The organism is Chloroflexota bacterium (genome assembly GCA_013152435.1).
Lineage (GTDB): Bacteria > Chloroflexota > Anaerolineae > DUEN01 > DUEN01 > DUEN01.
The window spans coordinates 1-24,810 of record JAADGJ010000008.1 but is presented as its reverse complement, the minus strand read 5'-3'; the positions used below and the strand labels follow the sequence as shown (position 1 = coordinate 24,810).

The window sequence follows — 24,810 nt, the reverse complement described above, 5'->3', positions numbered from 1 at the left end:
GATCCCCTTCCTTGTTTTCTAACATTGCTGTAGGGAAATCCTGCTGAGAGTATAGCGCAAGTCCACAGGGATGTCCAACACATTCGCCATATCTGTATACGCATCTTCTCGGCTTCCCCCAGCACACGACGTGGCCAGACGTACCCCACCCCCCTGTCGTCCCCCCTCCCCAATCCGCTTCGCTGGGAGGGGGTTTGGGGGATAAGGGCCCTCGGTCGATGATCAGGGGAATGTCTTGCGTCGGGCGACACGCGGGGTGTTCCTACCACCCCGATTTCCATCACTGACTTTGAAAAAGCCTCATCAAGAAAAGTGCGCTCTTGAGGAAATCTGGCACTTCATGTAGAATATCCCAGGGCCCATAGGAGGGACGGATATGCTCAAACCATCGCGTGTGCTCCTGGGAGTGGGTTGGATCTTTCTCCTCCTCCTCACCCTTACCGCGACCTCCCTGGCCACCGGGCCGGTCCCCTACCGCTTCCTCACCACCTGGGGCACCACCTGCTACCTTTATGCGCCAGGTCAGCCAGGATGCGTGGACCCTGATGGCGATGGCCCCCTGCAGACGGGAGACGGCCAGTTCGGGCTGGCCATGGGGATCGCCGTGGAGCCAGCCGGGACCCTCCTGATCGTGGACAGCGTGAACCACCGCATCGAGCGTTTCTCGCAGGACGGGCGATTTCTGGGCCAGATCGGGACCGCCGGAGCGGGCGACGGGCAACTGAATCACCCCACCGATGTGGCAGTGGCCCCCGATGGAACCATCTACGTGACGGACAGCGGCGCCGACCGCGTGCAGCGGTTCACCCCGGCGGGCGGCTTTCTGGGCGCCTTCGGGGGGCCCGGCGAGGAGCTGGGGAAGTTCCATGATCCTCGCGGGATCGCCGTGTTCGCGTTCAGCAGTGGCACCGCCGTGTTCGTGTCCGACTACTCGAACAACCGCGTGCAACGGTTCACCGGAGACGGCACACCCGTCGCCGCCTGGGACGGGCTGGGCGGCGTGTCCGGATTCCCCTTCAACGGCCCGGACGGGCTGGCCGTGGACGCGCAGGGGAATCTGTACGTGGCGGACAGCCTGAACCATCGCGTGGTGAAGCTGGGGCCGGACGGCGTTCCCCGGGCGATCCTGGGAGACTTCGGGACGGCACCCGGCTATTTCGACACCCCCGTCAGCGTCAGCATCGATCCCACGACGGGCGATCTGTACGTCGTGGAGGAGTTCGGCAATCGCGTGCAGAAGCTCTCCCCCAGAGGCAAGCCCCTCGCCCTGTGGGGACGAGGGGGCACCGGCGAGGGCGAGTTCAACGGCCCATATGACGCCGGCCCCGTAGGAGAGACCGTCTTCATCACCGACGCGGGGAACCGCCGGGTCCAGCAATTCGGCCCGCCATGGCACGTCTACACACCCTCACTTCTCGTCACACATTGATCTCAGGAGGGGCCCTATCCTTCGACCATTCCTGCATCGGCCTTTCGTTCCGGCGATCCTCTGCCTGATCGCGCTGATCGTCGCAGCAGGGGCGCAGATCACGCTCTCCCGCCCCGCCGGGGAACCCCGGGGATGGCTGCTCTACGCGCTGGCCGCGGTCCTGGCCGCGGCGGGGCTGAGCGGGATCGAGCGAGACCGGCTCCCACGCGTGCCCGCTCCCCCCCGTCGATATCCCGGCTACCCGGCCATCGGGGCCGGGCTGGGCCTGCTGCTCATCGGCGTGGGCATCGAGATCTGGGTGCTGCACCGCCTCTGGCAGCGAATCTACGATCCCACGGCGGCGTTCGGATGGGTGGTCGGGCTGGCGACGCTCCTGGCCGGGAGCTGGCTGCTCGGCCGACTGGGCCCATGGCCGGACCGCCAGGCGCCCTCCGATCCCATCCTCCCGCTGGCCATACCGACGCGGATCGAGTGGGCGCTGCTGGCCGTCCTCCTGGCGCTGGCCGTCTTCCTGCGCACCTATCGGCTGAATGAGATCCCGCCGGGCATCTTTGTGGACGAGACCAACGCCGCCCTGGACGCGCTGAACATCCTGGACGGCCGTCGCGACTCCCCCTTCGGCGTGGGATGGTTCGAGACACCTTCCCTCTACGCCTACTATCTGGTGGCGCTCTTCCGCCTGTTCGGGACCACGTTCCTGACCCTGAAGGCGGCCTCGCTGATCCCGGCCATCCTGACGGTCGCCGCGCTGTACCCCCTGGCCCGCTTGATGTTCGGCCCGGAGGTGGCGCTGGCCAGCACAGCGTTCCTGGCCTTCGCCCGCTGGCACCTGACCATGAGCCGCTGGGGGTGGAACGAGCTGGGGCCGCCGCTCTTCCAGCTACTGGCGACCTATTTCCTGATCCGGGCGACGCGAGAGCGCCGGGCACGGGACTTCGCGCTGGGCGGGCTTTTCCTGGGCCTCGGCATGTACACGTATCTGGCCTCCCGGCTGGCGGTGCTGGTCATCATGAGCTACCTCGCCTATCGGATCGTGTTCGAACGCGGCTTCCTGCGCCGTACCTGGAGGGGACTGATCCTGTTCACGCTGGTCTACGGGATGACCTTCGCGCCCCTCGCCGAGACGTACGCCCGGAACCCGTTCACCTTCCTCAACCGCTCCCGCCAGGTGAGCATCGCCCGGGACATCGAGCGGGCGGGCGGGGACCTCGCGCTGCTGATACAACCCTGGCGCTGGTCACAAGAGCGCGAGAAGACACGGGTGGCCTGGCGCGTGCTGCGGCGCAGCATCGCGGCGCATCTGAAGATGTTCCACCTGCGCGGGGATTACAACCCGCGGCACAACCTCCCCGGCAAGCCCATGCTGGATCCGGCGACCGGCGTGTTGTTCGTGCTGGGGCTGGGCTACGCGATCCGCCGATTCGACGACCACCGCCGGGCGCTGCTCGTGCTCTGGATCCCCATCACCCTGCTGGGCGGCATCCTCTCCACCGCAGGCGAGGCGCCCCAGGGATACCGGACGCTGGGCGTGGTCCCGGCTGTGGCGATCCTGGCGGGCGACACGCTGGTGGGGATCGCCTGGAGCTGGGCCCGGGCGCTCCCCCAACTCGCCCGGGCGATCCCGGCGATCGCGGCGGCGGGGGCGATCTGCCTGGCGGGCTGGCTGAACGTGAGCGTGTATTTCGGCCCACAGGCCACGAACGAGCAGGTGTGGGGGGCGTTCTCCCCCGCCGAGACGGCGGTGGCCCGGGAGGTGGCGGCCAAGCCGCCCGGACAGCGGCTATACCTCTCGCCCCGGCTGTACTATTTCTCCCCGCTGAGATACATTACCTATCGCCCGCTGCGAGCGGGCGGCGGAGGCGTCGCCAACCCGCCGTACCAGCTGATCCAGCCAGCCGAGGATCTCCCGCTCTCCGACCAGGGCGGCGCCGATGCCTTGCTCCTGCTGGACGCTCATTATGTCGACCTGATGGAGCTGTTCACCCGATTCTACCCGGGCGCCACGGCCGCCATGCGCCGCGGGCCCCAGGGGCAGCCGCTGTACCTGAGCGTGACGGTGCCGGGGGAGGAGATCGCGGCGCTCCAGGGACTGAACGGGCGCTTTCTGATGGCAGACGGCCGGGAGATCCGAAAGCGCACCGGACTGGAGATCTCGTGGGGGGCGAACAACCCCGTCGGCGGCGAGGTCCCACGGCGGGCCGAGTGGACGGGCAGCCTGGCTATCCGCCGAACCGGCCTGTATGATTTTCAGGAGGAGGGCGGCCTGCGCATCGAGATCGACGGGCGGCCGTGGGAGGGCCCCCAGGTGTTGGGCAAGGGGCTCCACCGACTGCACGTGATCCAGGATGATCCGGGAAGGCAGGGCGTCGCCCGGCTGCTCTGGACCCCGCCGAACGCCCCCACCGGCCCCGTGCCGCTTCAGGTCCTCTTCACCGTCGATCCGTGGGACCACGGCCTGTTGGGTACCTACTTCCGGGGCAGCCGCTGGGAGGGAGAGCCGGTCTTCCGACAGGTTACGCCGGTGGTGCTGTTCGCCTGGCCCGATCCGGAGCCGTGGTTCGGCCCCTTCAGCGCCCGCTTCGAGGGGGAGATCGAGGCCCCCGTGGATGGGCCGTATTTCTTCAGCGTCAACGCGGACGACGGGCTGCGGGTGTGGATCGACGGCGTCCTCATCGGCGAGGGGGTAAACCCAGCCGGCGTGAACATTGTGGAGGCGACGGTGCCGCTGACGGCCGGACGACATACCATCCGCATCGACTACTATCAGGAAGGGGGCGGCAAGGCGTTGGAGTTGTGGTGGGCGCCGCCCGGGCGGCCGCGGCAGGTCGTGCCGCCGTCGGCTCTGTATCCGGCCTCGCCATAAGAGCGCGTCTGAGAATTTACTGGCAAGATGTCTGAGAGGGCTCCCTCAATGACCAGCTCCACAGGGGGAGGTGTGGAGGGGAGGACCCCTCCACGGAAATCCCACTTTATTTTTCAGACACACTCTAACAGGATGATGGGGAGGCGACCCTCCCCCGGGCTGTTGCGACATCGTCAGGAGGCGTGACAGGAGCGATCATCCATGCCATTCGTCCGAGAACACCATCGCCATCCCCTCCCATGGAGGGGCATACCATGAGCGTCCAGGCTCGGGCTCCCGTCCTCCCCGGGACGGAGCGCTGGCTGCGCGGGCTGGCGCTGCTCGCCCTGGTGGGGCTGGCCGCGGCCGCGCAGTGGATCCTGAGCCATCGCGGCCTGCCGTCGGTTCTGACGGCCCTGCCCGGGCTGGAGCGGCTTCAGCTGCACCCGGGGCTGGTGGGGCTGGCGCTCTACGCGCTCTCCCTGGCGCTGCTGCTGGCCATCCTGTCCGATCCGACGGTGGAGGCCGTCGGCGGCCTCGGCGTGCGCTCGGCCTGGCGTGAGGCCGCCATCGTCGCCGCCGTCATGGGGCTGGCCGCTTGGGCCCGACTGTACCGCATCCAGGAGATGCCGCCGGGCCTGTGGCTGGATGAGACGGACATCGCCCGGCAGGCACTGGACATCGTGAACGGGGCCCGGCCGCGGCCGTGGCACATCGCCCGGCTGGAGGTCCCCTGGGCGTACCACTACTACGTGGCCCTGTTCTACTGGCTGCTGGGCCCGGGCTATCTCACCGTCAAGCTGCCCGCCATCGTCAGCAGCGTGCTCGTCGTGATCCCGCTCTACCTGCTGGCCCGGGAGATGGTGCGGCCATCGGTCGCCATCGCGGTGATCGTCCTGTACGCCACGTCCCGCTGGGGGATCAACGTCGCCCGTTGGGGGCATGTGAACGCGCTGACGCCCCTCTTCGCCTGCCTGGTGCTGTGGCTCGTGTGGCGGGGGATCCACACGGGTCGCTGGCCCTACTGGATCGCGGGCGGGCTGGCGATGGGGCTCAGCCAGTACACGTATCAGGCCGCCCGCGCCATTCCCGTCATCGCCACCCTGTTCATCCTATGGCGAACGCTCTTCCCTCGGGGGTACCTGCATCGCCACAAGCGGCAGATCCTCGCCTTTTACGCGCTCGCCCTGCTGGTCTATGCGCCGTTGGGATGGACCTATCTCACCGACCCACTGCTCTTCATGGAGCGCGGGCGCGGCGTGTCCGTGTTCAACCCGTTGTACACGCTGGAGCCGGGGAAGGCTATCCGGGACAACATCCTGGCCTACTTTCAGGCCTTCCACTATCGGGGGGACACGAATCCCCGGCACAACCTGGTGGGCGCGCCTCAACTCGAGGGCATCACCGCCGCGCTGCTGGTGATCGGCCTGGGATACGCGATAGCCCGCTGGCGACGTCCGGCCTCCGCGCTATGCCTGATCTGGAGCGGCGTCTTCCTGGCCGCCGGCGTGCTGACGCAGGGCGCTCCCAACACCTTCCGCATCTACGGCGTGCTCCCCGCCTTCCTGTTGTTGTGTGGCCTGGCGATCGAGGTGCTGTGGAGCGCGTGGGAGCGGATCGATCCCCCCTCGGCCGAGCACCTATCCCTGGCCATCCTGGCGGCGACGATCACATGGGCCGGGCTGGACGGCACCACGACCTACTTCGGCCAGCAGGGCTGGCAGCCCGGAGCCTGGAGCGAGTTCAACGTCGGGCAGACCCGGGCCGGGCAATACCTGCACCGGGTCATCGGAGACGAGCCGGAACGCTGGCGCGTGTACCTGGGCCGGGCGTTCTACGGCTTCTCCCCCATCGACGTCATCAACCCCGGCTTGACGACCCAGCGCTTCATCCTGCCCGACCACGTGCCGCTCCCCCCGGACGAGACCGGCGATACCATCTACATCCTGGAGCCCTATCTGGACCCGGCCGTAGACCTTCTCCAGCGCTACTACCCGGAGGCACTGCGGGAGACGGAGCGGGACGGGATGGGGAACCGCCTGTTCACGGCGCTGGTCATCCCGGCCGAGTCCACCGCCAGACGCGGCCTGCACGCCACCTTCTGGTCCGGCACGTCCATGGTCGGCCAGCCCATACTCGAGACATTCCTGGAAGCGCCCTTCGCCGGGATCCCGGCGCCCGTACAAACTCCCTACGCGCAGCGCCTGACGGGCGGCCTGCGCCTGACGGAGGCGGGTATTTATCGCTTCCGGCTGCCCCCCGCCCTCGGCACGACGCTGCTCTACCTGAACAACACGCTAGCCGCCTCCACGTCGGACGATGGCACGGAGCCGGTGAGCGTGGACATGTGGCTCCCCCAGGGCGTCATCCCGCTCCGCCTGGACCGAACGGCGCCGGAGGGCACGACGCCGCAGCCGGCGCGCATCGAGTGGATGCCGCCCGGCGCGGAGACGTGGAGCCCGCTGCCGGAGGATCGACTGCTGCCCCTGGGGCCATCGACCGGCCTGGTCGCCGCCTACTACGAGGGCGACCGGTTCACCGGCCCGCCGGTGCGAGTGGCGGCGGATCCGCTGCTGTTGGAGGACAACGCGGGCGGGCTGGCCACCTACGCGGTGCGCTGGCTGGGATCCCTGATCACCTCCCAGGCTGGCGACTACCAGTTCCGCCTGCGCTCGGACGACGGCGCGCGGCTCTACGTGAACGGCCGCCTCGTCGTCGACCACTGGGGGCTGCACGGCCCCTCCCAGCGCATGGGCAGGATCTCGCTCCCGCCGGGGAGGGCTCGAATCGAGCTGCGCTACTTCGACTACGGCGGCTCCAACATGTTGGAGGTCGAGTGGATGCCGCCCGGCGGCCAATGGCAGCCCCTGCGCATGGCACCGATCCGCTGGGACTCGACCGACGTCGTGCAGGCGCTGACGCCGCTGCCGACCTCCAGCGCGGTGGGTATCCCGGTGTTCTCAGCCGATGGCACGCCGCAGGGCCGGCTGCCGGCCATCCGCATCCTGGCCCTGGACCAGCGCTGGCCTCACCCCCAGCGCGATGAGAACTTCCAGAATCGGCTGTTGAAGATCAAGGACGACGTGTTCGACCAGGGGATCGGCGCGTTCGGGCCGACGGAGATCGCCTTCGACCTGCGAGGGGCGTACACCCGCCTGAGCGGGGCGGTCGGCGTGGACCGGGACACCGTGGGCGACAACGTGGCCTGGTTCCAGATCGAGCTGGACGGACAGATCATCTGGGAGAGCGGCCCCCGCTACTCCTTTGACCCGATGCTCCCCTTTGATCTGGACATCAGCGGCGGCGACACCCTTATCCTGCGCACCCATGAGGGCGGGGAGAAGGGAAGCAGCGACGCAGTGGACTGGGTGAACCTGCGTCTGACGATGCCATAGCAGAACGGACGTGAACATGGGACGATCCAGGTTAACTTCCTCATGGGTCCGAATCGGGGCGGCGATCCTCGGCACATGGGTCGCCCACATGGGCCAGACGGCGCTGGAGGCCCACCGGCTTCACGTCGGCCTGGCCTGGTACGCGCTCGCTCTAGTGCTGTGGATCCTCGCCTTCGCCAACCTGGAATGGCTACGCGATGGGGTGGCCCCGCCCCTCCGCCCCTTGCCTCGCCGGGTGGAGCTCGCGGCCCTCAGCGGGGTGCTCCTGGTCGGGCTGATCCTGCGCGTATACCGGCTATCCGAGATCCCATGGGGTCTGAGCATCGACGGCTCGGCCAACGCGCTGAAGGCCCTGGACATCCTGCGCGGCGCGCCCTATGAGCCGCTCTACCTGAGCCGGGAGACCATGTACCACTACTTCATGGCCGCCTTCTTCCGGCTGCTCGGCCCCGACCTGATCGCCCTTCGCCTGACGTCCGTCTTCTTCGGCATGCTGGGGCTTGTGACCTTCTATCTGCTGGTCCGGGAGCTGTTCGACGCCCGGCTGGCGCTGATCGCCACCTTCCTCTTCGCCACATCCGTCTACCACATCACCTACAGCCGATCGGGGTGGCGGGCCATCCAGGTGCCCGTCTTCGAGTTCGCCGCCTTCTACTGCGTCCTGCGAGCGATACGCGCCGGGCGCATCACCGGCCGGAGTCCCACGCTCTGGTGGGCGCTGGCCGGCGTGGCGACGGGCCTGGGACTGAACACGTACGAGCCGTTCCGCCTGGTGGTGCTCGCGCTGGGGCTGTGGATCCTCACCCAGATCCCCCAGCGCGGCTTCCTGGCCCGCCACGGGCGAGGGCTCATCGCCTTCGCCATCTGCGCCGTGATCTTCTTCGGCCCGCTCGGGTGGTACGCCATCACGCACTGGGATGAGTTCAACGCTCGCGCCCGGGCCGTGTTCATCGGCCAGCGCGTGCGCCAGGCGAAGAGCCTGGAGCCGCTGTGGGAGAACGCCCGTAACCTGCTGCTGACGTACAACTATCGGGCCATGGGCGACTTCTTCGACAACTCCCACCCCCTGCTGGGACACCTGGAGGCCATCCTGTACGTGGGAGGGCTGGGCGTTCTGCTGGGCAATCTGCACCGCGCACGCCCCCGGCTGTTGCTGGGATGGTACATCCTGGCGCTCCTGCCCGGCCTCCTATCCTGGCCCAACGCGCAGCGGCTCATCGCGGCGACCCCGTTGGCGCTCCTGCTCGGCGGGCTGTTCCTCTACGCGATCTGGACGCTGCTGGACGACGTGGGGCAGGCGAAGGTCATGTACCCCCTCATGGGCATGACAGGGCTTCTGCTCCTGCTCTGGACTTACCAGATATACCTGGGGCCAAGCCGCCGCATCGTGTGGGGATACGAGCCCGAGCGTATGGCCGTGGCCCTGTACCTGAAGCCCATCGGCGCCACCGACGAGGTGCTGGTGGAGGAGCGATTCAACCAGGGACAGGTGGACTTCATCAACTACGTGCCGGGAAGCGATCCCTTCGTCCACCGCTTCCCCACCTTCGACCGCCAGCGGGATGTGCCCCTGCGCCGCCCCATCGACCGGCCGGTCACGTTGATCCTGGAGACACGCCCCGACAACCAGGTGCTGGTCGCCACGTTGCGGACGTTCTACCCGAATCTGCAGGTGGAGCCGATTTATGACAACTTGCGGCGCGAGGTGGCCTTCGCCGTGCGCATCCCCAGGGAATCCGTCGAAGCCTCGTGGGGGCTGCGCGCCCGCTACTTTGCGGACGACTCCTGGCAGCAGCCCATCGCGGAGCGCATCGATCCAGCACTGCCGGCCCCGTGGCCCGCGGGCGCCCGCTCGGCCGAATGGACGGCGTACCTGTGGGTCGATCGGCTGAACGAGTACCGCATCCGGGTGGACGGCTGCGGCTCGGCCTGGCTGAACATAGACGAGAGCCCGGTCATCGAGGGAGGCTCGGAGGGCATCCTCTTCCTCACGCGGGGGCTCCACCTCTTGCGGCTGCGCGTCGCCTCATCCGCCCAGGCCACGGGATGCTCCCTGTCCTGGAGCCCCAACGGGCAGATCTATGACCCGATCCCCCGCGAGCGCCTCTTCACGGCAAGCGCCCCGGACCCCGCCCTGATCGGGAGGCCCGCCCGGCGAGAGCCGCTGCTCTGGCAGATCGTATGGGTCGTGGGCGGGAACGGCAGCGCGCCCGGCCAATTCTTCCGCCCCATGAACCTGGCCGTGGACGAACAGGGATTCGTCTACGTGGCCGACGCCGACAACCGCCGCATCCAGAAGCTGCGCGCCTCCGACGGCGGCTTCGTGTCCGAGTGGGGTCGGCTGGGGACGAAGCCGGGCGAGCTGGAGCACGAGATGGGGCTGGCGTTGGCGGATGGCGGAGTCCTGTACGTGAGCGACCGCTGGAACAACCGGGTTCAGGCCTGGTCTACCGATGGCCAGTTCCTCGGCGTCGTCGTGCCCCCCGGCGAGGTGGCCGCCCCCAGAGCTATCGTGGCGCTGCCGGACGGCGACCTGCTGGTGGCGTCGGCGGGACACCGCCAGATCCGACGCTTCACGCCGGATGGAGCGCTCAAGGCCACCTGGGGGGAGCCCGGCACCGGACCAGGCCAATTTGTGGAACCGGTCGGACTGGCGTATGATGCGGAGCGAGGGCTTGTGTACGTGACCGACGCGGGGAAGCACACCGTTCAACAGTACACGGTGGACGGCACGTTTCTGGCCGAATGGCCGGCCCCAGGGGTCACATGGGAGTCCTACGCGGCCGTGGACGGCGAGGGACGCCTGCACGTCACCGCACCCAATGAGAACACCCTCTACATCCTCGATTCTGATGGGACGATGCTGATCTGGGGGACGAAGGAGACGTCGTTCTCCCCCGTCGAGGGAGGCCTGAACCATCCGATGGGGCTGACCTTCGACGAGAACGGCGACCTGTACCTCACCAACACATGGGCCGATCAGGTGATGCGCCTGCGCCGGGTGTCCGCAGATCGCCCCGTGGAATCCAGGCCCACGCCCGCCCAGGAAGAAGCCCCGCCCTCCCCCACGCTCCCGTTCAAGCCGCGCTTCACCTATCGGGGAAACACGGAGAGCCGGGTCTGGGAGGTCATGGTGGACACGATAACAGTGACCGGCGGCTCCTTCACCGTGCGCGTGGCGGCCCTGCCCGGCCAGCGCGCCGTGTACGACTATCTGCGGTTCGTGAGCCAGGACGGCCGCGAATACCGCTTTGAGGCCGAGGATACGACGATCACCACGGGGGATCGCTTCAGCCCACAGCCGGGGCTGGACGGCCACTGGTGGCTTCAGGAATACGATCCGTTCAGCGACAGGCGAGGGCTGGTGGCCGAGGGCCCGGAGATGGTGCCGGTGCTGGAGACGACCGTCCCCCTTCCCGATGGCGAGTACCGGATGTTCTTAGGCACGTTCACGGGAGATCCCGCCCATGGTCCGTTTGCCGTGGCTCTCGATTACTGAATCCGCTCGAGGAGCGCCCTCCCCCATCTCCCTGCCCCTCCCGACAGCGTGGCGAGAGCGGTGGGCTACCCGACGACTGGTTGCCGCGCTCCTCGCGCTGGGGCTGGCGATCTGGGGACAGCACATCCTGCTGACTGAGGGAACCCGCCGAGATGGCCTGATCCTCTTCGTGGCCGCCGGATTCCTCTTCGCCCTCAGCGCGCCGGCGCTCCCGCGCTGGCCGACGCTGCCCGGGCGCAGGGCCTGGCCGCGATGGGGACAGATCCTCACGGGGGTGAGCCTGGCGCTGGCGCTCGTCGCCACCGGTCTGTTCTGGAGCGACGAGCACAGCACGCCCGGGCTGTGGCTGTGGCTGCTGGCTATCCTCCTCTACATACCGGGGACCCGGGCGGAGGACCGGCTCCGGCAGCCCAGCCGGGCCACAACCCGAGGCCGGGTGCGGCGCCTGCTCCGATGGTTGTCGGCACACCGATGGGAGCTGCTGTGGCTCACCGGGATCCTGCTGCTGGCGGCGGCCGCCCGCTTCCACCGGCTGGACATGGTCCCCAACGGCTGCCAGTCCGACGAGTGCAACAACGGGCTGGACGCGCTGCGATGGCTGCGCGGCGCGCCCTACACCGTCTACGCCGGGACCAACGAGGGACAGGCCACGTTCTTCACCTACCTGCTGGCCCTCTCCTTCAAGCTCTTCGGCCCCGGCGTCGTGCAGATGCGAGCCGTCTCCGCGCTGATCGGGGTCCTCACCGTCCTGGCGTTCTATCTGCTAGCTCGTGACCTCTTCGGCCCCAACGTGGCGCTGATCGCGGCCGGATTCCTGGCCGGCTCCCGCTGGCACATCACCTTCAGCCGCATCATCTACGAGCTGATCCTGGTGCCCCTGTTCGAGGCCCTGCTGCTCTACTTCCTGCTTCGCGCCCTGCGCCATGGCCGACGCCGCGATTGGGCGCTGGCGGGACTTCTGCTGGGGGGCGGCATGCACACCTACACCGCCTGGCGGGTGATCCCCCTGGCGATCGGGGTCTTTCTGCTCTACTGGCTGGCCACCCATCGCTCGCGCTGGCGGCGGGACGTGGAGGGAATCGCCCTGCTGGCCGGCGGGGCGTACATCGCGCTGGTGCCGCTGGGGGTCTACATCATCCGCCATTGGGGCGCCTTCCTCAGCCGTATCCGCCACATCTCCGTGTTCAACGACGTCGCCCGGGTGGGCTCCTACGAGCCGGTCTGGAGCAACCTGCGGAAGACGCTCTGGATGTTCAACTATCAGGGGGACTTCGCGGCGCTGAATAACCTGCCCGGCGCGCCGCTGCTCCCCTTCGACGCGCAATCGCCCCAGGCGCTCATGAGCCACGTGCCCGGATCGTGGCTGCTGGCCTCGCTGGTAGGGGCGCTCTTCATCCTGGGCGTCGCCTACGCGCTGCGTTACCTGAGCCATCCGCTGCCCTTCCTGCTCATCTCCAGCTTTCTCATCATCGGCAGCGTGGCCGTCCTCTCCGTAGCCCACGAGGCGCCCACCGCCCGCCGCCCCATCGGGCTGATCCCGCTCATCTTCCTGCTGGTGGCGCTGGTGCTCAACCGCCTGGAGGCGCTGTATCATTGGGCGCTGCGGGGCCACGGCCGGGAGTGGGTACACATGGCCATGGCCCTGGCCGTGATGGGCGTGTACCTGGGCGGCGTGGACACCTACTTCAACGTGCAGGCGCGCAACGAGTCGGTCTACATCGCCTACAGCGGCATCGAGGCGGCGGTGGGACGATACATCCGGACGCTCCCACCGGACGCCCGCATCTACCTGGTCCCCGCATTTCAGCATCACTCGGCCGTCAAGTTCATCGGCGGCCGCCCTGACACCCGGCTGCTCAACCTGGTGCGGGACCTGCCGCTGCGGGAGGATCCGGGCGGGGACGTGGTCTATATCCTGGAGGCGGTGGATGCCCGCCTGGAGCCGCTGTTCCGCCAGTTCTACCCCACAGGCGAGTTAGAGGAGCATCGCGACCCCTTCGGTCGGCTGTACTTCATCTCCTTCCGCGTGCCCCGGGCACAAGTGAACGCCGTTCGCGGCCTGGCCGCCACCTACTTTGAGGGAGACCAGGGCGAGGCCGGACCCATCGCGCTGCAGCGACGGGACGGACCACTGGACCTCGACTTCTCGACGGCTCCGCCGGCGCCGCCCCCCTTCAGCGCCCATTGGGAGGGGACCCTGCTGGTCCCCGGGTTCGGCCCCTACCGCTTCGAGGCGGAGATCGACGCCGGGGCGGCGCTTACCCTGACGGTGGGAAACCAGGTGGTGGTGGACACCACCCAGGGGACGACGGCGGGGGAGGTCACGCTGGTGGCCGGGCTTCACGGCCTGGAGATGAACTACCGCTCAGGGCCACAGCCCCGGCGGCTGACCGTGTACTGGTCGGGGCCGGGTGTGGAACGGCAGCCCATCCCCCGCGAGGCGCTATACAGCATCCCCGCGCCGCGTAACGGGCTGATCGGCTACTACTACCCCACCATCGACTGGTCAGGGCCGCCCGCCCTGATCGAGAAGGATCTGCTGGTCCTGCCCAACAACGCGCTGGGCGAGCGATTCAGCATCCTGTGGCGGGGGAAGATCGCGGCGCCCCGAGCAGGCCCTTACATCTTCGGCACCCGCTCCGATGACGGCTCCTACGTCTACATCGACGGGCAGCTGGTGGTGGACAACGGCGGCCACCACGGCGCCGAGTATCGAGAGGGGCGCATCGATCTGTCCCAGGGCTTCCATGACATCGAGGTCCGGTACTTCCAGGACGGCGGCAGCCGGGAGATGCAGCTGTGGTGGATGCCCCCCGGCGGCCCGCGGGAGCTGATCCCGCCCGAATACCTGTTCCCGCTGGAGGGCGAGGAGCTGCCGGCGGACCTGGTCCTGCCGCCGCCTCCCGAGGCCGCCCCTCCCGCCCGGCCCACGATCCCGGAGGAGGCCGAGCCTGCACCCCAGCCGCCAGGCGCCGGGTTGCCGCCCGCGCCCACGATCGCTTCGGAGCAGCTCTGGTCCGTCGGAAGCTGCGGCGACGGGGCGGAGCAGCTCTCGCAGCCCCGCGGCCTGGCCGTGGACGGGAGCGGGCGTGTGTTCGTGGCCGACGCGGGCAACCATCGCGTGGTGAGGTTGAGCCCCACAGGCGATCCGGAGCTGGCCTTCGGCGGGATGGGGGACGGGAGCGGCCAGTTTCTGGAGCCGTTCGACGTAGTGATCGAGGCGGACGGCAGCGTGGTCGTTCTGGACGCCACGGCCCAGCGCCTGCAGCGCTTCACCCCGGAAGGCGAGTTCCTGGCCTCCTTCGGCGGCGACCTGGCCATGTACCGGCCGCGCGGCCTGGGCATCGACGCCACGGGCGATCTGTACGTGGCCGACACAGGTGGCCTGCGCCTGCTGCGCCTCTCACGTGACGGCGCCCTGCTGCAACAATGGGGCGGACGCGGCGCCGAGATCGGGGCGGGGCAGCCGGTGGACGCGGCGGTGGGGCCGGACGGGACCATCTACCTCGTCGAGGCGGAGACGGGCCTGCTATGGCGCCTGTCGCCCGATGGGAGCAGCACGAGCTGGACGGCCATCATGCCCGCCAGCACCATCGACGGCCCTCACGTGGCCGTCGGCCCGGATGGGCTGATCTATGTCACGGACCCGGAGCTGTGGCGGGTGGTGGTATACGAGCCGGGCGGCCGTCCCGTGGCCCAGTTCGGGGAATACGGGATAGAGCCCGGTCAGTTCCTGAAGCCGGTGGGATTGGCCGTAGGATCGGACGGCCGCATCTACGTCTCGGACAGCCAGGCGTGCCGCGTGCAGGCGTTCGCGCCGCTGGAGGTCGACTCCGGGCAGTGAGATCGGTTGATCCGCACACGAGCCCATGCCCACAGAAGAGAAGCTCTTCCGGAGGGGCTCCATTCCCCCGAGCCTCCCCGTGACAGGAGCTAGGATTCTCAAGCACGCTCTGAAAGATTTCCTCTCCCGGAGGCACGAACGTGAAATGGGGCATTTGGACGGGATTTTACCCTGAGATGGACCTGGCGGCCGCGCTGGAACACCTGGCACGCCTGGGATGGCGGGATGTCGAGGTGAGCTCAGAGCACCTGGAGCGCATTCTGGCCGCCGACTCGCCCGGCGCCCTGGTGGATGCCGTGAAGGCGGTCGTCGCCGCTGAGGGCGTCACGCTGTGGCAGGCGCACATCTGGCTGGATCTGGACGTGGCGCCGGAGGATCGGGCGGAGGCCGCGCGAAACCTCGACATCGCACGACGCTGGCTGGATCTCGCCATGGAGCTGAACGTGCCCAACGCCGTCATCCACCCGGGCGGGCGCGCCCGATTCATGGAAGACGAGGCGAGCTATCAGCGCGTTTTGGACGACAATGTGGCCGTCTTCTCCACGTTGGCCGAGCATGTTCAGGGCTCGGTCACCCGTCTCTGTGTGGAGAACATGCTGAATCGAGAAGACGGCCTCCGCTTCGGGGCGCGTCTGGAGGAGCTATGGGCGCTGATCGAGGGGGTTGGCCAGCCGAACGTCGGGTTCTGCCTGGACACCGGGCACGCGCACGTGGTTGGGATCGATGTGGCGGATGCCGTGCGCACGCTGGGTCCCCGGCTGTGGGCCACCCACGTCGCGGACAACGACACCAGCGGCGACCAGCACCGATTCCCCTACGGAGGCACCATCGACTGGCCCGCCGTGGTCGACGCCTACCGGGAGATCGGGTACACCGGCCTGTGGAATATGGAGGTGCCGGGGGAGCGCTGCGCCTCGATAGCGGTGCAAGACCTGAAGCTGGAGTACGCGAGGAAACTGATGCACCTGATGTGGGGGTGAGAAGCCCCTCTCCCCAAGGAGAGCGAGATGCGCCTCATCGATGTCCACACCCATATCGGCCGCCTGCTGCACGACCGGACGCCGCTCACCCCCGATGAGCTGGTATCCTGGATGGATGCCCGTCACATCGAGCAGGCGGTGGTGATGTCCGTGGAGTCCCCAGAGGAGATCGATTATTATGTCACGACGGAGCAGGTGCTCGCGGCCTGCGCCAGGCATCCCGACCGGCTGATCCCCTTCTGCGCGGTGGACCCGCGGCACCGGTACCCGGGCCAGTTCGACCCGCTGCCCATCCTCCGAGAGTATGCAGAGCGTGGTTGTCGCGGCGTCGGCGAGATGCTGACCGGATTGCCCGTGGACGATCCCCTGATGCAGGCGATCTACGCCGCCTGCGGCGAGCTGGGGCTGCCCGTCACGCTACACATGGACGACTACATCAACCGAGACACGTTCGGGCTGCCGGGGCTGGAACGGATGCTCCAACAGTTCCCGGAGACGATCTTCATCGGACACGCGCAGCACTTCTGGGCGGAGATCTCAGGCCAGGTGGATATGACGAAGCTGCGAGGCCAATACCCCACCGGCCCCGTCGTCCCCGGCGGCGCTACGGACCGCCTACTGGCTCAGTATCCCAACCTGTATGGGGACCTGTCGGCCCAGTCGGGCTACAACGCGCTCACCCGGGATCCCGACTTCGGGCGGGATTTCCTGATCCGCCATCAGGACAAGCTGCTGTTCGGCACGGACTATCTGACGCCCGGACAGCCCACGCCCATCCTGGACGTGATCGCCGACCCGACACTGCCGGAGACCGTGCGCCAGAAGATCACGCACGAGAACGCCCAACGGCTGCTCGGACTATAGCCGCATTGGGATCCGCGATGACGACGCTCTTCCATCCATCCGCCCAGGGGTCGATCTACGAGATCTACCTTTCCGCCCCGGGGGCATTATCCTCCCGGCCGAACACCTTCCAGACCACAGCCGTGAGGATCGGGCCGGCTTGATCCACAACTTCGGCCGAGTAGATCCATCCGCCCCCATCATGGCCACGAACCATGATGGCCTTCCCCTCGTACTCGGACAAGTCGAGCTCGCCGCTCTCCGGCGGCAGAGATTCCTGCATAGCGATCGCGGTCAGCCTGACGGAACCCGCTGGGGCGTGGTACGGTGTTAAGAGCTCGAACCGCTTCTCCCGCACGATGCCGAGAAACCAGCCATTCCCTTCCATTTCCCTATCCTCCTGATCTGAGAGTGTGTCTGAAAAATGCCGTTGCTTCTGCTGCGGGGAGGCCCGGAGGCCCGGAGGGGCCCCGCCCCTCCGGAAAAAGCCCTTCTTTTGCCTTCGACCTGCCTGGCCTCGGCCTGGGTCCTGCGGGAAGGGCCGAGAAAGGCAGGTACAGGCCGGAAAAGTGGGATTTCCGTGGAGGGGAGGTCCCCTCCACACCTCCCCCGGTGGAGCTGGTAGCCGGGGAGCCCCTCAGACACCTTATCGGTAGACTTTCAGACACGCCTTAAGGCAAGGGGACCATGTCCGGCGCAGGTTACGACGCCTCAAACGCTCCGTACATCTGATCCGGGGTCAGGATCTCCGGGAATCGATCACGCAAGGCCAGCCGCGCCTCATAGCACAGGTGACATGCGTCGGCATACTCCTCCCCGTGAGCAAGTCCATAACGCCTCACGAGCTCCGCCGGCCCGCCCTCAAGCAACGGCCCCGTGATCGGATGCGAGCTCGCGTCATATCCCCCGCAGATCTCGCGCAGCGGCGTGCGGAACAAGTTGCCCAGTGAGATCCCCTGGCAGATGTGCACATGCCCAAGGGGATCCACGTGCACCCGCCCCGGATCGCGCAGGTTCTCGTACGGACATTCCCGCCACTCCCGCCAGGGACGAGGTTGGGGCGCCCGCGCCGCCAGCTTCTGCGCAGCCCGCCCGCGATACATCACCGCCGACTCCCCGGGGGGCAGCTGGCCCTCCGCTGCCGACGCCCCCACTCCCTCAGGCTGAGCGATGCTGATCACGCCGACGGGGATGCCCAGCTTCGTCGCGGCCTCGACCGCGTTCTCTGCCTGCCGGTTCAGTTTCTCATCCCAGTGATACAAATCGCTGCTCACCGAGAGGTCCTGGATCAACCCGACGAAGGGCCGCAGCCACTCCAGGGCATCCTCTCCCTCCGTCGCCCAGTAGCCATTCGTCACAAGGCCGACCTGAAACCCCTCATGTGCGGCCTCCTCTACACCCTTCACCAGCACAGGGTAGTAGAGAAAGGGCTCTCCACCCTCGAAGAAGATCCACCCAACCGTGCCCAGTTCTCTGGCCTGTCGAAGGATCTCTCGAATCTCCTTCAACCCCATTGTGCCACTCTGCCATGGGCTTCCCCAGACAAAGCAGTGATCGCACGCCAGGCTGCATTGATACGTCAAAAGCAGGTGCAATCCCGACACTTCCATGCCTCTCCTCCTGGCTCACTTCCGGACGCCATATTCCAGGAAATAGCTCAACCAGATCCGCCCTAGTCATTCCGCTTTCATCCGCCGCAGACGGTTCAATGCCCGGGTATAGCCCGCGTCCTCCTGCGCCCATTCGACCAGCGCCTCGCAGGGAAAGACATCACACTCGTAGCAGAACTCCAGCCCCTTCTCGTCAACGCAGCACGCACGGATCCAGCAGTCCGGCGACCAATGTAACGACGGGTCCCCTCGACATCCCATGCAGTACATGGATCGTCCAATGATCTCTTGAATCCCCTCATCCTCTCGCAACCATCCCTGCTCCCTGAACCATGCCACCACGCGCTGTGCCGCTCCCGGATCACTCGGCGCCCGGTAGATATCGCACTCTCCACAGTCCAGGCCACAGACGGCGATCATCGGTCCCTGGGCTTTCCCCATAGCCACTCCCCCCTCTCCACGCCCCACCGCCGCAGAAACGCCTCCCGACTCAACACAGCTCCTCTCTGAGGATCCCATAGAATCGCTCTCTCGCCTGCCGTTCGATCCAGGGTTTGTGTCCGCAGTTGTTGAGCAGGATGAACCGGAAGCTTTTCAAGACAGCGGATAAGGGGACCTGGACCCCCTCGGCCGGATGGGGATCGTAATCCCCATGAATCGCAACCACGGGACAACGGATCCGCCTCCCGAGATCCAGAAGCTCCCCGCGCCTCCGCAACGCCGCGGCCTCCTTCCACACACCTCGGAAGATCGCCCCTTGACCACCACGCCCGATAGGTTCCTCCCGCCCGGCCATGACCGGATCGTACTCATCGGTCTTTGCGGCCAGAGCCCCCAGTCGGGCCAGCAAAGCATCCCGATCGACGACCGCAGGATCCTGCAAGGCCCCGACGATGGACTCGAACTCCGCTCTCTCCTCCTCGCTGAGCCGGTCCCACCGGGCCTTCTGCAGCCTCGCGACGTACTTCTCCTCATAGGGGCCGCTTCCGACGAGGATCAGCTTCTTGACGATCGCGGGGTAGCGAGCGGCAACGATCCAGCTGAGCCAGGCTCCCCACGAAAAGCCGATCAAGGAGATGGGGAGGTCTCCATGGGCCTCCAGAACCTTCCTCAGCTCCTCAACCTGTCCCGCAAGCGACGTCGCCGTCTGGATCGGCTCCAACACGCCCCAGCCGGACGCGGCGAGCTCGCGCGCCACCGGCGCCATCTCCCCGCCCGCCCCGGGACCGCCATGCACAACAGCCACAGGGAAGGGGGACTCCCCATGAGTCCGCAGGTTCTCCACGGCCCTCCTCTACAGCCGGGCCAATCCGGTTCGGATCTGCTCGAGCAACCATCCCTGAAGCTCGGGGATATCGTCGCTCAGGCGCACCGCCGCCACTATGGGCTGCCAGGCAACCAGCTCCTGCCGATCACCAGGCCGAAGCTGAAAGTAGCGCTCCAGGTATGCCTCGTTGAATCGATCGATCAGCGATCCGGGTATCCCCTCCGATATCCGCGCGCCAGACAAGATCAACGCGCTCCTGGCCACATCCTCCAACGGGTTGCCGATATGAGCGTTATTCCAGTCAATGACGATCGGCCCCCGAGGGCTCAGCAACACATTGAACGGGTGAAAGTCGCCATGGCACAGCCGATCGCCCCCAGGCATCCTCTCGAGGGCCTCCAGCACGGCCTCCTTGAGATCAGGGGGCAGGATAGGAACCCTGCGGATGGCGGCGGACAACAGTCGCCGCTGTGGAGGCAGCTCCGGAAGACCGTCACAGGCGTGTATCTCGGCGTGCACTTCCGCAAAGACGTGTGCCAACCGGATGACCACATCAGGGTCCGCCTCAAGCGCCCTCAGCAACGCCTCCGCCATCGAGCTCCCCTCTATACGCTCGTAAACCTGCCCAAGGCGACCGTCTATCTCGACGATTTCCCCCACCTCAGGGACGGGTAACCCGGCCTCATACAGCCTGCGTTCCACCCGCCTCAACTGCTCCACCCAACCTGCGGGGGTCCCCTCATCGTAGAGCTTCAGGATCTGATCTTCACCCCAAGCGTACAGGTTACGGGTTCCCGCGATGGGCTCACCAAGCGATGCAACGGACATGGCGATCTCCTTGTCTGCAGTGTTCTCCATCATCTCCTCATAACCTGTGCGTCGCTCAAAGGTCGCGCACCACCTGCCGTGCTCGCGCGGCGTGAGCGCTCGCCACGGGGCCCATCGCGATGTGCGCCAGATCGGCGACCTCGCGCACATCGCGCGGCCGAACACATGCGCAGGCCGGATGCCCCTATTGAACTTTGAACTCCAGTGTCACCTCGGCCAGCCCGAGCTCCTCCTCCATGGCTTCCGGCGAAGCAAACGCCCGGAAGAATGAGGGGCCGTGCACCAACCGGGTATACGCCAAGATCACATCCGCCTCGGGCACCTCGGAGCTCAAGATCGAATTTACGAAGGCCAGCATCTCCCTGGGCGCCGGGTAATTCACAGGGGGGAACCCATATCGGGTGAGCCGCTCGTTGGCCTGGAAGCTCAGCGCCTTCAACTTCTGGTTGAGCCGATCCAGGCAATCGGCCATCTTCCGGTCGAAGTCATTGCCGATGGCCACCGCGTCGCCCTGAAACCGGCCTTGTTTGGTGGCCTCGCAGACGTTGCCGAGCGGGTCCTCGGCGCGGACGTGCAGCCAGAAATAGTAGTTGCCCTCCTTGGGGACGTTGGTCAGCTTGACGCTATTTCCGGAGATCTCGTAGCCGATGTGCACATCTTGCTTCACGATCGTCCCGTCCGGCAAGGGGAAGGGGAACTGCGACGCCACCTTGGGGATGGTCACGGTGCCTTTGGTTCCCGTGAGGGTGACCCGGGAGCTCACCGCGACCAGCCCCCCAAGTGGGCCTACATTGCCCGCACTGATCCCCCATGTGAGCTTGAGGGGGCGCCCCATCAGCGTGGGGATGACCTGATAGGTTCCCACCTGGCTCTGGGACTTTTCGGTATAAGGAAAATCGCCGACGACGCAGAACGTGTTGTGGAAGGTCCCCGTGCTCAGGACCTTGGATTTGACCGTGACCACCGATCCCTTTACCGCCACGGAGCGCGTGGCCGGGGTCGGCAACTTGACGTCGACCTTGCCGCCCACGGTGAGCCCTGCTGGGGCAATGGACACCGTATCAAAAGAGGCACCCGAGATCCCCCCAAGAGGGGCAGGCTTCAGGCCAGGCAACGCCGATGAGCCGAAAAGGCTGTCCGCAACGGCGTTGACGATGGCATCAACGATGGCCACAGCGATGATCCCAACGATGGACCCGATCACGCCCCCGATGGCGAAGGATATGACCGCTGCCGCCAGCCAGCAGTACCATGGAATGCTGACATCCACATCCGGTTCATCCACCTTGAGCTTCGGCTTGAGCTTGGTGCCATCGGTCGTCAGGGTGATCTCCCCATGGAAGCTGCCGTCCGCCTCGTAACAGAACCCCGACTTCTCCACAGTGCCATCGAGATTTATGTGGCCCTGGGCAAAACTGCTGGTGATGCTGGTGACCTGGACGCCCTGATAGCTGATGCTCCCCGAGGCGCCACAGGTGGTGGGCAACTTGGCGATGGCGGCAGCAGGGTCCTTCTGATACTCGGCGGGCAAGAGCTTTTTGGCCAGCTCGGGACAGAGGACCTTTTTGTGGAAGGCCTCGGGCGAGATGCTGATGCAGACGTCTCGGCCGGCCGGGATCGCGGTCGCCGTCTTCAGGGCGTGCTTTCCCTTCGCGTGGTTGGCGAGGATGAGGATGCCAAACATCCCCAGGGCTTGCTTGGCCCGGCTCGTGTTAGGGATGCAGTGGGCCTCCAGCTTCTCGAACTGCAGCCCCGGCGAAAGGGTGCCCTCTTTGCCCGGGACCACCTTGAATCCGAGGGGGAAGGTCACCGCCCCCAGGTTGTGTACGAAGGTGGTGAGCGCCTGGACGACAAGGCTGTTAACCATTTGAAGGGTGATGGGGGTTCCCGCGAGAGCAAACGTTATCTTGCTTTGAGCGTTCTGGCTGAAGTTCACAGCCACGGTCGCAGTCGACAGGTCCACGCCCAGGGTCCGCTGGTTGGCCCCCGTCCCCGACGCGAGCTGCAGCGGCGCCGTGATCTTGATGTTCCCATCCAGAGCCGAGATCGTGAGCGCCATGGGAGAGGTAGCAATCACCGAACCATTGTTGAATAGCAGGGTGAGCGTGACCGTGTCGTTGGCGTTCAGGTCCAGCAGCAGTTTGTTCACGATGATGTGTCCGTTGCCGGTGACGCTTCCCACCGAGATGGGCACGGTGACCTCGAAGGGCGGGTTGGCCGGAGTCCCCTGGATCTTCAGGTTCGCCTTGATCAGATCCAGAAGAGCCGCGTTCGAGAGCTCCAGGACGAAGTCGAAACCAGCCATTACACTCATGCTTCATCTCCTTTGAACAAGCCCTGCAGGTGGAAACGCACTTTTTGCTCCTGCTGGCTCCGCTTAAGGGCCAGATATGGCTGCGGAGAGAGCGCAGTCAGATGAGGCTCTCGGGCGATCACCTCTTCGAGGGCTTGCTCGGAAAGCACGACGCCGATGTCCCGCAGCAACATCAGGGGATGGGCCATGAACAGGTTGCCGCCATTGGGCAGCTCCGCGATCCGCTCCAGGATTTCCTGTTCATGCTCGACCAACTCCTCAAACGAGCCGATCTGGAGCCAGGGCTCCAGGGCCTCGGCAGCCTCGATATCCAGCTCGATGACCACCGGCTCATCTACGTCCTGCGGCCCCCACACGACCATCTCCTCGGTGCTCAGCAGCAGCCGATCGCCCCGGAGGATCTTGAAGTAGGCCTCCGGCTGGCGTTGCGCGAGCCACTCGTCGACCCCTGGGCCTTCCAAGGGGATCTGGAAGCCCCCCTCGGCATCGGTCACCGTATCACCCAGCGCCCCTTCGATCCTTCGCTCCCTATCCCACACCTCGACGACCAGGTCCTCAAGGCCGCGCCCGGTCAGGAGATCGACGACCTTTCCTGAAACGAGAAGCCTCTCACTCGATTTTTCCGGCATGACCCGCCTCCTCTTTCGCCCCACATGGGCAATCACGGGTGCTCCTTCGGCTCGCATGCTGCCTGCTGATCCTCCTCTGCCTTGCGGAGGCCGTTTTCAAGATCGAACACGGCTAATCGGACCCCATAGCCTCTCGAATCACCGCACGAACCTGCTCCTCCCTCACCGGCCCGAAAAACCTCGCCTCCCCATTGACAAAGATCCCGTCCGCCACGCCATACCGCTCGATCGCCTCCCTTCCTCCAGCCACCTCCTTGATGACTACTGCCCCCTCAAACTCCTTGGCCACTTTCCGCACCGCCAACACCGCTGATGCTCCCACGGGACAAAACCGGGATCCTATCACCAACACCTCCACCGGTGTCCCTCGCCTTCTCGGCACCCGCGCCGATATGGGCTCGACCCCTATCTCCTCCTGCCCCAAGGGCAGATACATCAACCTTCCGCCGTCCGCCTCCCGAATCACCCGAAATCCCCGCCTCGCAAAGTGGTGATAGTGCATGTACCCCTCGATCTCCGTCCCATCCACCAAGATACCTTTGTACCCTTCCTCCCGAAGGAAGCTCACAAACGCCCCAAACAGCTGCCGCATATACCCGCGCCCCTGATACCTGCGCTGCACCCACTCACAGTAGATATAGGCCGCCCCCTCCTCCATCCGATAAGGCGCCAGCGCCTTCTGAGAGGGCGCCCAATAGATGTGCCCCACAACCAGACCTTCATCGTCCTCCATATGAACGCCCTCCACATGCTCCCTCAGATTTTCCGCAAACCAGGATCGTGAGAGCGCCAGCCCATCGGCCCAGAATGGCGTAGGGACCTCCGTCGCACAGGGGTAGGCTCTCTCCGCCTCCCCCTCACTCGTCACGCGATATATCCTCATCATCCACCTCCTCAACCCTACAGCCCTTGAGCGACCAGCTGAGAATGCCCCTGGTGGAAGGGCCCAAAGTCGCGTAGCGATCCTATGTCTTGTGACATATAAAGACCCTAAATTCCCGCGAAGTTGCCGGATTCCCCTCCAAATCCTTCAAACACACGACACGGCGAAACCCAGCAGATCTGAGCAACGACCGCACATCGTCTAACGAAAAGGCTCGCTGTCGCTCATGGTATTCGATGATCTCATCCTTTTGCCTATCGATGACAATGCAACGCTCAATGCGATAACCGCCCTCCATGTACTTCTCAGTTAGGATGAGCTTCTCGCCTTTCTCCATCCAACTCCTGGTTCTTTCATATACATGACCTGGTATCCGCTTTGGACCCGCCAGTGCAAGTAACAGCCTTCCATCACGCTTCAATGATGCCCAAATACCACCGAAATGCT

15 protein-coding genes are annotated in these 24,810 nt (G+C 66.2%); 7 read left to right on the top strand and 8 right to left on the bottom strand.

The window, feature by feature from the left end:
* The first annotated feature begins 376 nt into the window (after positions 1–376).
* From GXP39_00735 to GXP39_00705, 7 genes are all read left to right on the top strand, one after another.
* Positions 377–1,429 carry a hypothetical protein gene (locus GXP39_00735; GenBank protein NOZ26563.1) on the top strand — a complete coding sequence of 351 codons (1,053 nt, stop codon included), beginning with the start codon at positions 377–379 and terminating at the stop codon, positions 1,427–1,429.
* A 208-nt stretch (positions 1,430–1,637) separates the two neighbouring features.
* Entirely contained in the window at positions 1,638–4,292 is a 2,655-nt protein-coding gene (locus tag GXP39_00730; GenBank protein NOZ26562.1) for a hypothetical protein, read from the top strand.
* A gap of 254 nt (positions 4,293–4,546) precedes the next feature.
* Complete coding sequence (locus GXP39_00725; GenBank protein NOZ26561.1) at positions 4,547–7,666, top strand: hypothetical protein; 3,120 nt, start codon at positions 4,547–4,549, stop codon at positions 7,664–7,666.
* Positions 7,667–7,682: 16 nt separating this feature from the next.
* Positions 7,683–11,165: a hypothetical protein gene (locus tag GXP39_00720; protein ID NOZ26560.1), complete on the top strand. Its 3,483-nt coding sequence runs from the start codon at positions 7,683–7,685 to the stop codon at positions 11,163–11,165.
* Positions 11,134–15,009, top strand: coding sequence for a hypothetical protein (locus GXP39_00715; protein ID NOZ26559.1), 3,876 nt, complete (start codon positions 11,134–11,136; stop codon positions 15,007–15,009). Before GXP39_00720 ends, GXP39_00715 begins: the two co-directional genes overlap by 32 nt.
* Positions 15,010–15,149: 140 nt before the next feature.
* Positions 15,150–15,989, top strand: a complete 840-nt coding sequence (locus tag GXP39_00710; GenBank protein ID NOZ26558.1) for a sugar phosphate isomerase/epimerase — start codon at positions 15,150–15,152, stop codon at positions 15,987–15,989.
* A gap of 27 nt (positions 15,990–16,016) precedes the next feature.
* Entirely contained in the window at positions 16,017–16,853 is an 837-nt protein-coding gene (locus GXP39_00705) for an amidohydrolase (GenBank protein NOZ26557.1), read from the top strand.
* A gap of 64 nt (positions 16,854–16,917) precedes the next feature.
* On the opposite strand, the gene GXP39_00700 is transcribed toward GXP39_00705, so the two are convergent.
* From GXP39_00700 to GXP39_00665, 8 genes are all read right to left on the bottom strand, one after another.
* The gene (locus GXP39_00700) at positions 16,918–17,220 is read right to left on the bottom strand and encodes a hypothetical protein (GenBank protein ID NOZ26556.1); all 303 of its coding nucleotides are present in this window, start codon (positions 17,218–17,220) and stop codon (positions 16,918–16,920) included.
* A 313-nt stretch (positions 17,221–17,533) separates the two neighbouring features.
* A complete protein-coding gene (locus GXP39_00695; protein NOZ26555.1) occupies positions 17,534–18,442 on the bottom strand; it encodes a radical SAM protein in 909 nt (302 codons plus the stop codon).
* Positions 18,443–18,508: 66 nt separating this feature from the next.
* Complete coding sequence (locus GXP39_00690) at positions 18,509–18,889, bottom strand: DUF3795 domain-containing protein (GenBank protein NOZ26554.1); 381 nt, start codon at positions 18,887–18,889, stop codon at positions 18,509–18,511.
* Positions 18,890–18,932: 43 nt separating this feature from the next.
* Complete coding sequence (locus GXP39_00685; protein NOZ26553.1) at positions 18,933–19,649, bottom strand: alpha/beta hydrolase; 717 nt, start codon at positions 19,647–19,649, stop codon at positions 18,933–18,935.
* A gap of 87 nt (positions 19,650–19,736) precedes the next feature.
* The gene (locus GXP39_00680) at positions 19,737–20,537 is read right to left on the bottom strand and encodes a phosphotransferase (protein NOZ26552.1); all 801 of its coding nucleotides are present in this window, start codon (positions 20,535–20,537) and stop codon (positions 19,737–19,739) included.
* Between the two features lie 184 nt (positions 20,538–20,721).
* A complete protein-coding gene (locus GXP39_00675) occupies positions 20,722–22,851 on the bottom strand; it encodes a hypothetical protein (GenBank protein ID NOZ26551.1) in 2,130 nt (709 codons plus the stop codon).
* Positions 22,848–23,480: a hypothetical protein gene (locus tag GXP39_00670; GenBank protein NOZ26550.1), complete on the bottom strand. Its 633-nt coding sequence runs from the start codon at positions 23,478–23,480 to the stop codon at positions 22,848–22,850. The genes GXP39_00675 and GXP39_00670 overlap by 4 nt, the downstream gene beginning before the upstream one ends.
* 112 nt (positions 23,481–23,592) lie before the next feature.
* Complete coding sequence (locus GXP39_00665; protein NOZ26549.1) at positions 23,593–24,366, bottom strand: GNAT family N-acetyltransferase; 774 nt, start codon at positions 24,364–24,366, stop codon at positions 23,593–23,595.
* Positions 24,367–24,810: the final 444 nt, after the last annotated feature.

Coding starts and splice junctions, on each gene's coding strand:
- GXP39_00735 (NOZ26563.1), top strand. CDS start 377: ATGCTCAAACCATCGCGTGTGCTCCTGGGAGTGGGTTGGATCTTTCTC.
- GXP39_00725 (NOZ26561.1), top strand. CDS start 4,547: ATGAGCGTCCAGGCTCGGGCTCCCGTCCTCCCCGGGACGGAGCGCTGG.
- GXP39_00720 (NOZ26560.1), top strand. CDS start 7,683: ATGGGACGATCCAGGTTAACTTCCTCATGGGTCCGAATCGGGGCGGCG.
- GXP39_00715 (NOZ26559.1), top strand. CDS start 11,134: ATGGTCCGTTTGCCGTGGCTCTCGATTACTGAATCCGCTCGAGGAGCG.
- GXP39_00705 (NOZ26557.1), top strand. CDS start 16,017: ATGCGCCTCATCGATGTCCACACCCATATCGGCCGCCTGCTGCACGAC.
- GXP39_00700 (NOZ26556.1), bottom strand. CDS start 17,220: ATGGAAGGGAATGGCTGGTTTCTCGGCATCGTGCGGGAGAAGCGGTTC.
- GXP39_00695 (NOZ26555.1), bottom strand. CDS start 18,442: ATGGAAGTGTCGGGATTGCACCTGCTTTTGACGTATCAATGCAGCCTG.
- GXP39_00685 (NOZ26553.1), bottom strand. CDS start 19,649: ATGGCGCCGGTGGCGCGCGAGCTCGCCGCGTCCGGCTGGGGCGTGTTG.
- GXP39_00680 (NOZ26552.1), bottom strand. CDS start 20,537: ATGTCCGTTGCATCGCTTGGTGAGCCCATCGCGGGAACCCGTAACCTG.
- GXP39_00675 (NOZ26551.1), bottom strand. CDS start 22,851: ATGAGTGTAATGGCTGGTTTCGACTTCGTCCTGGAGCTCTCGAACGCG.
- GXP39_00670 (NOZ26550.1), bottom strand. CDS start 23,480: ATGCCGGAAAAATCGAGTGAGAGGCTTCTCGTTTCAGGAAAGGTCGTC.
- GXP39_00665 (NOZ26549.1), bottom strand. CDS start 24,366: ATGATGAGGATATATCGCGTGACGAGTGAGGGGGAGGCGGAGAGAGCC.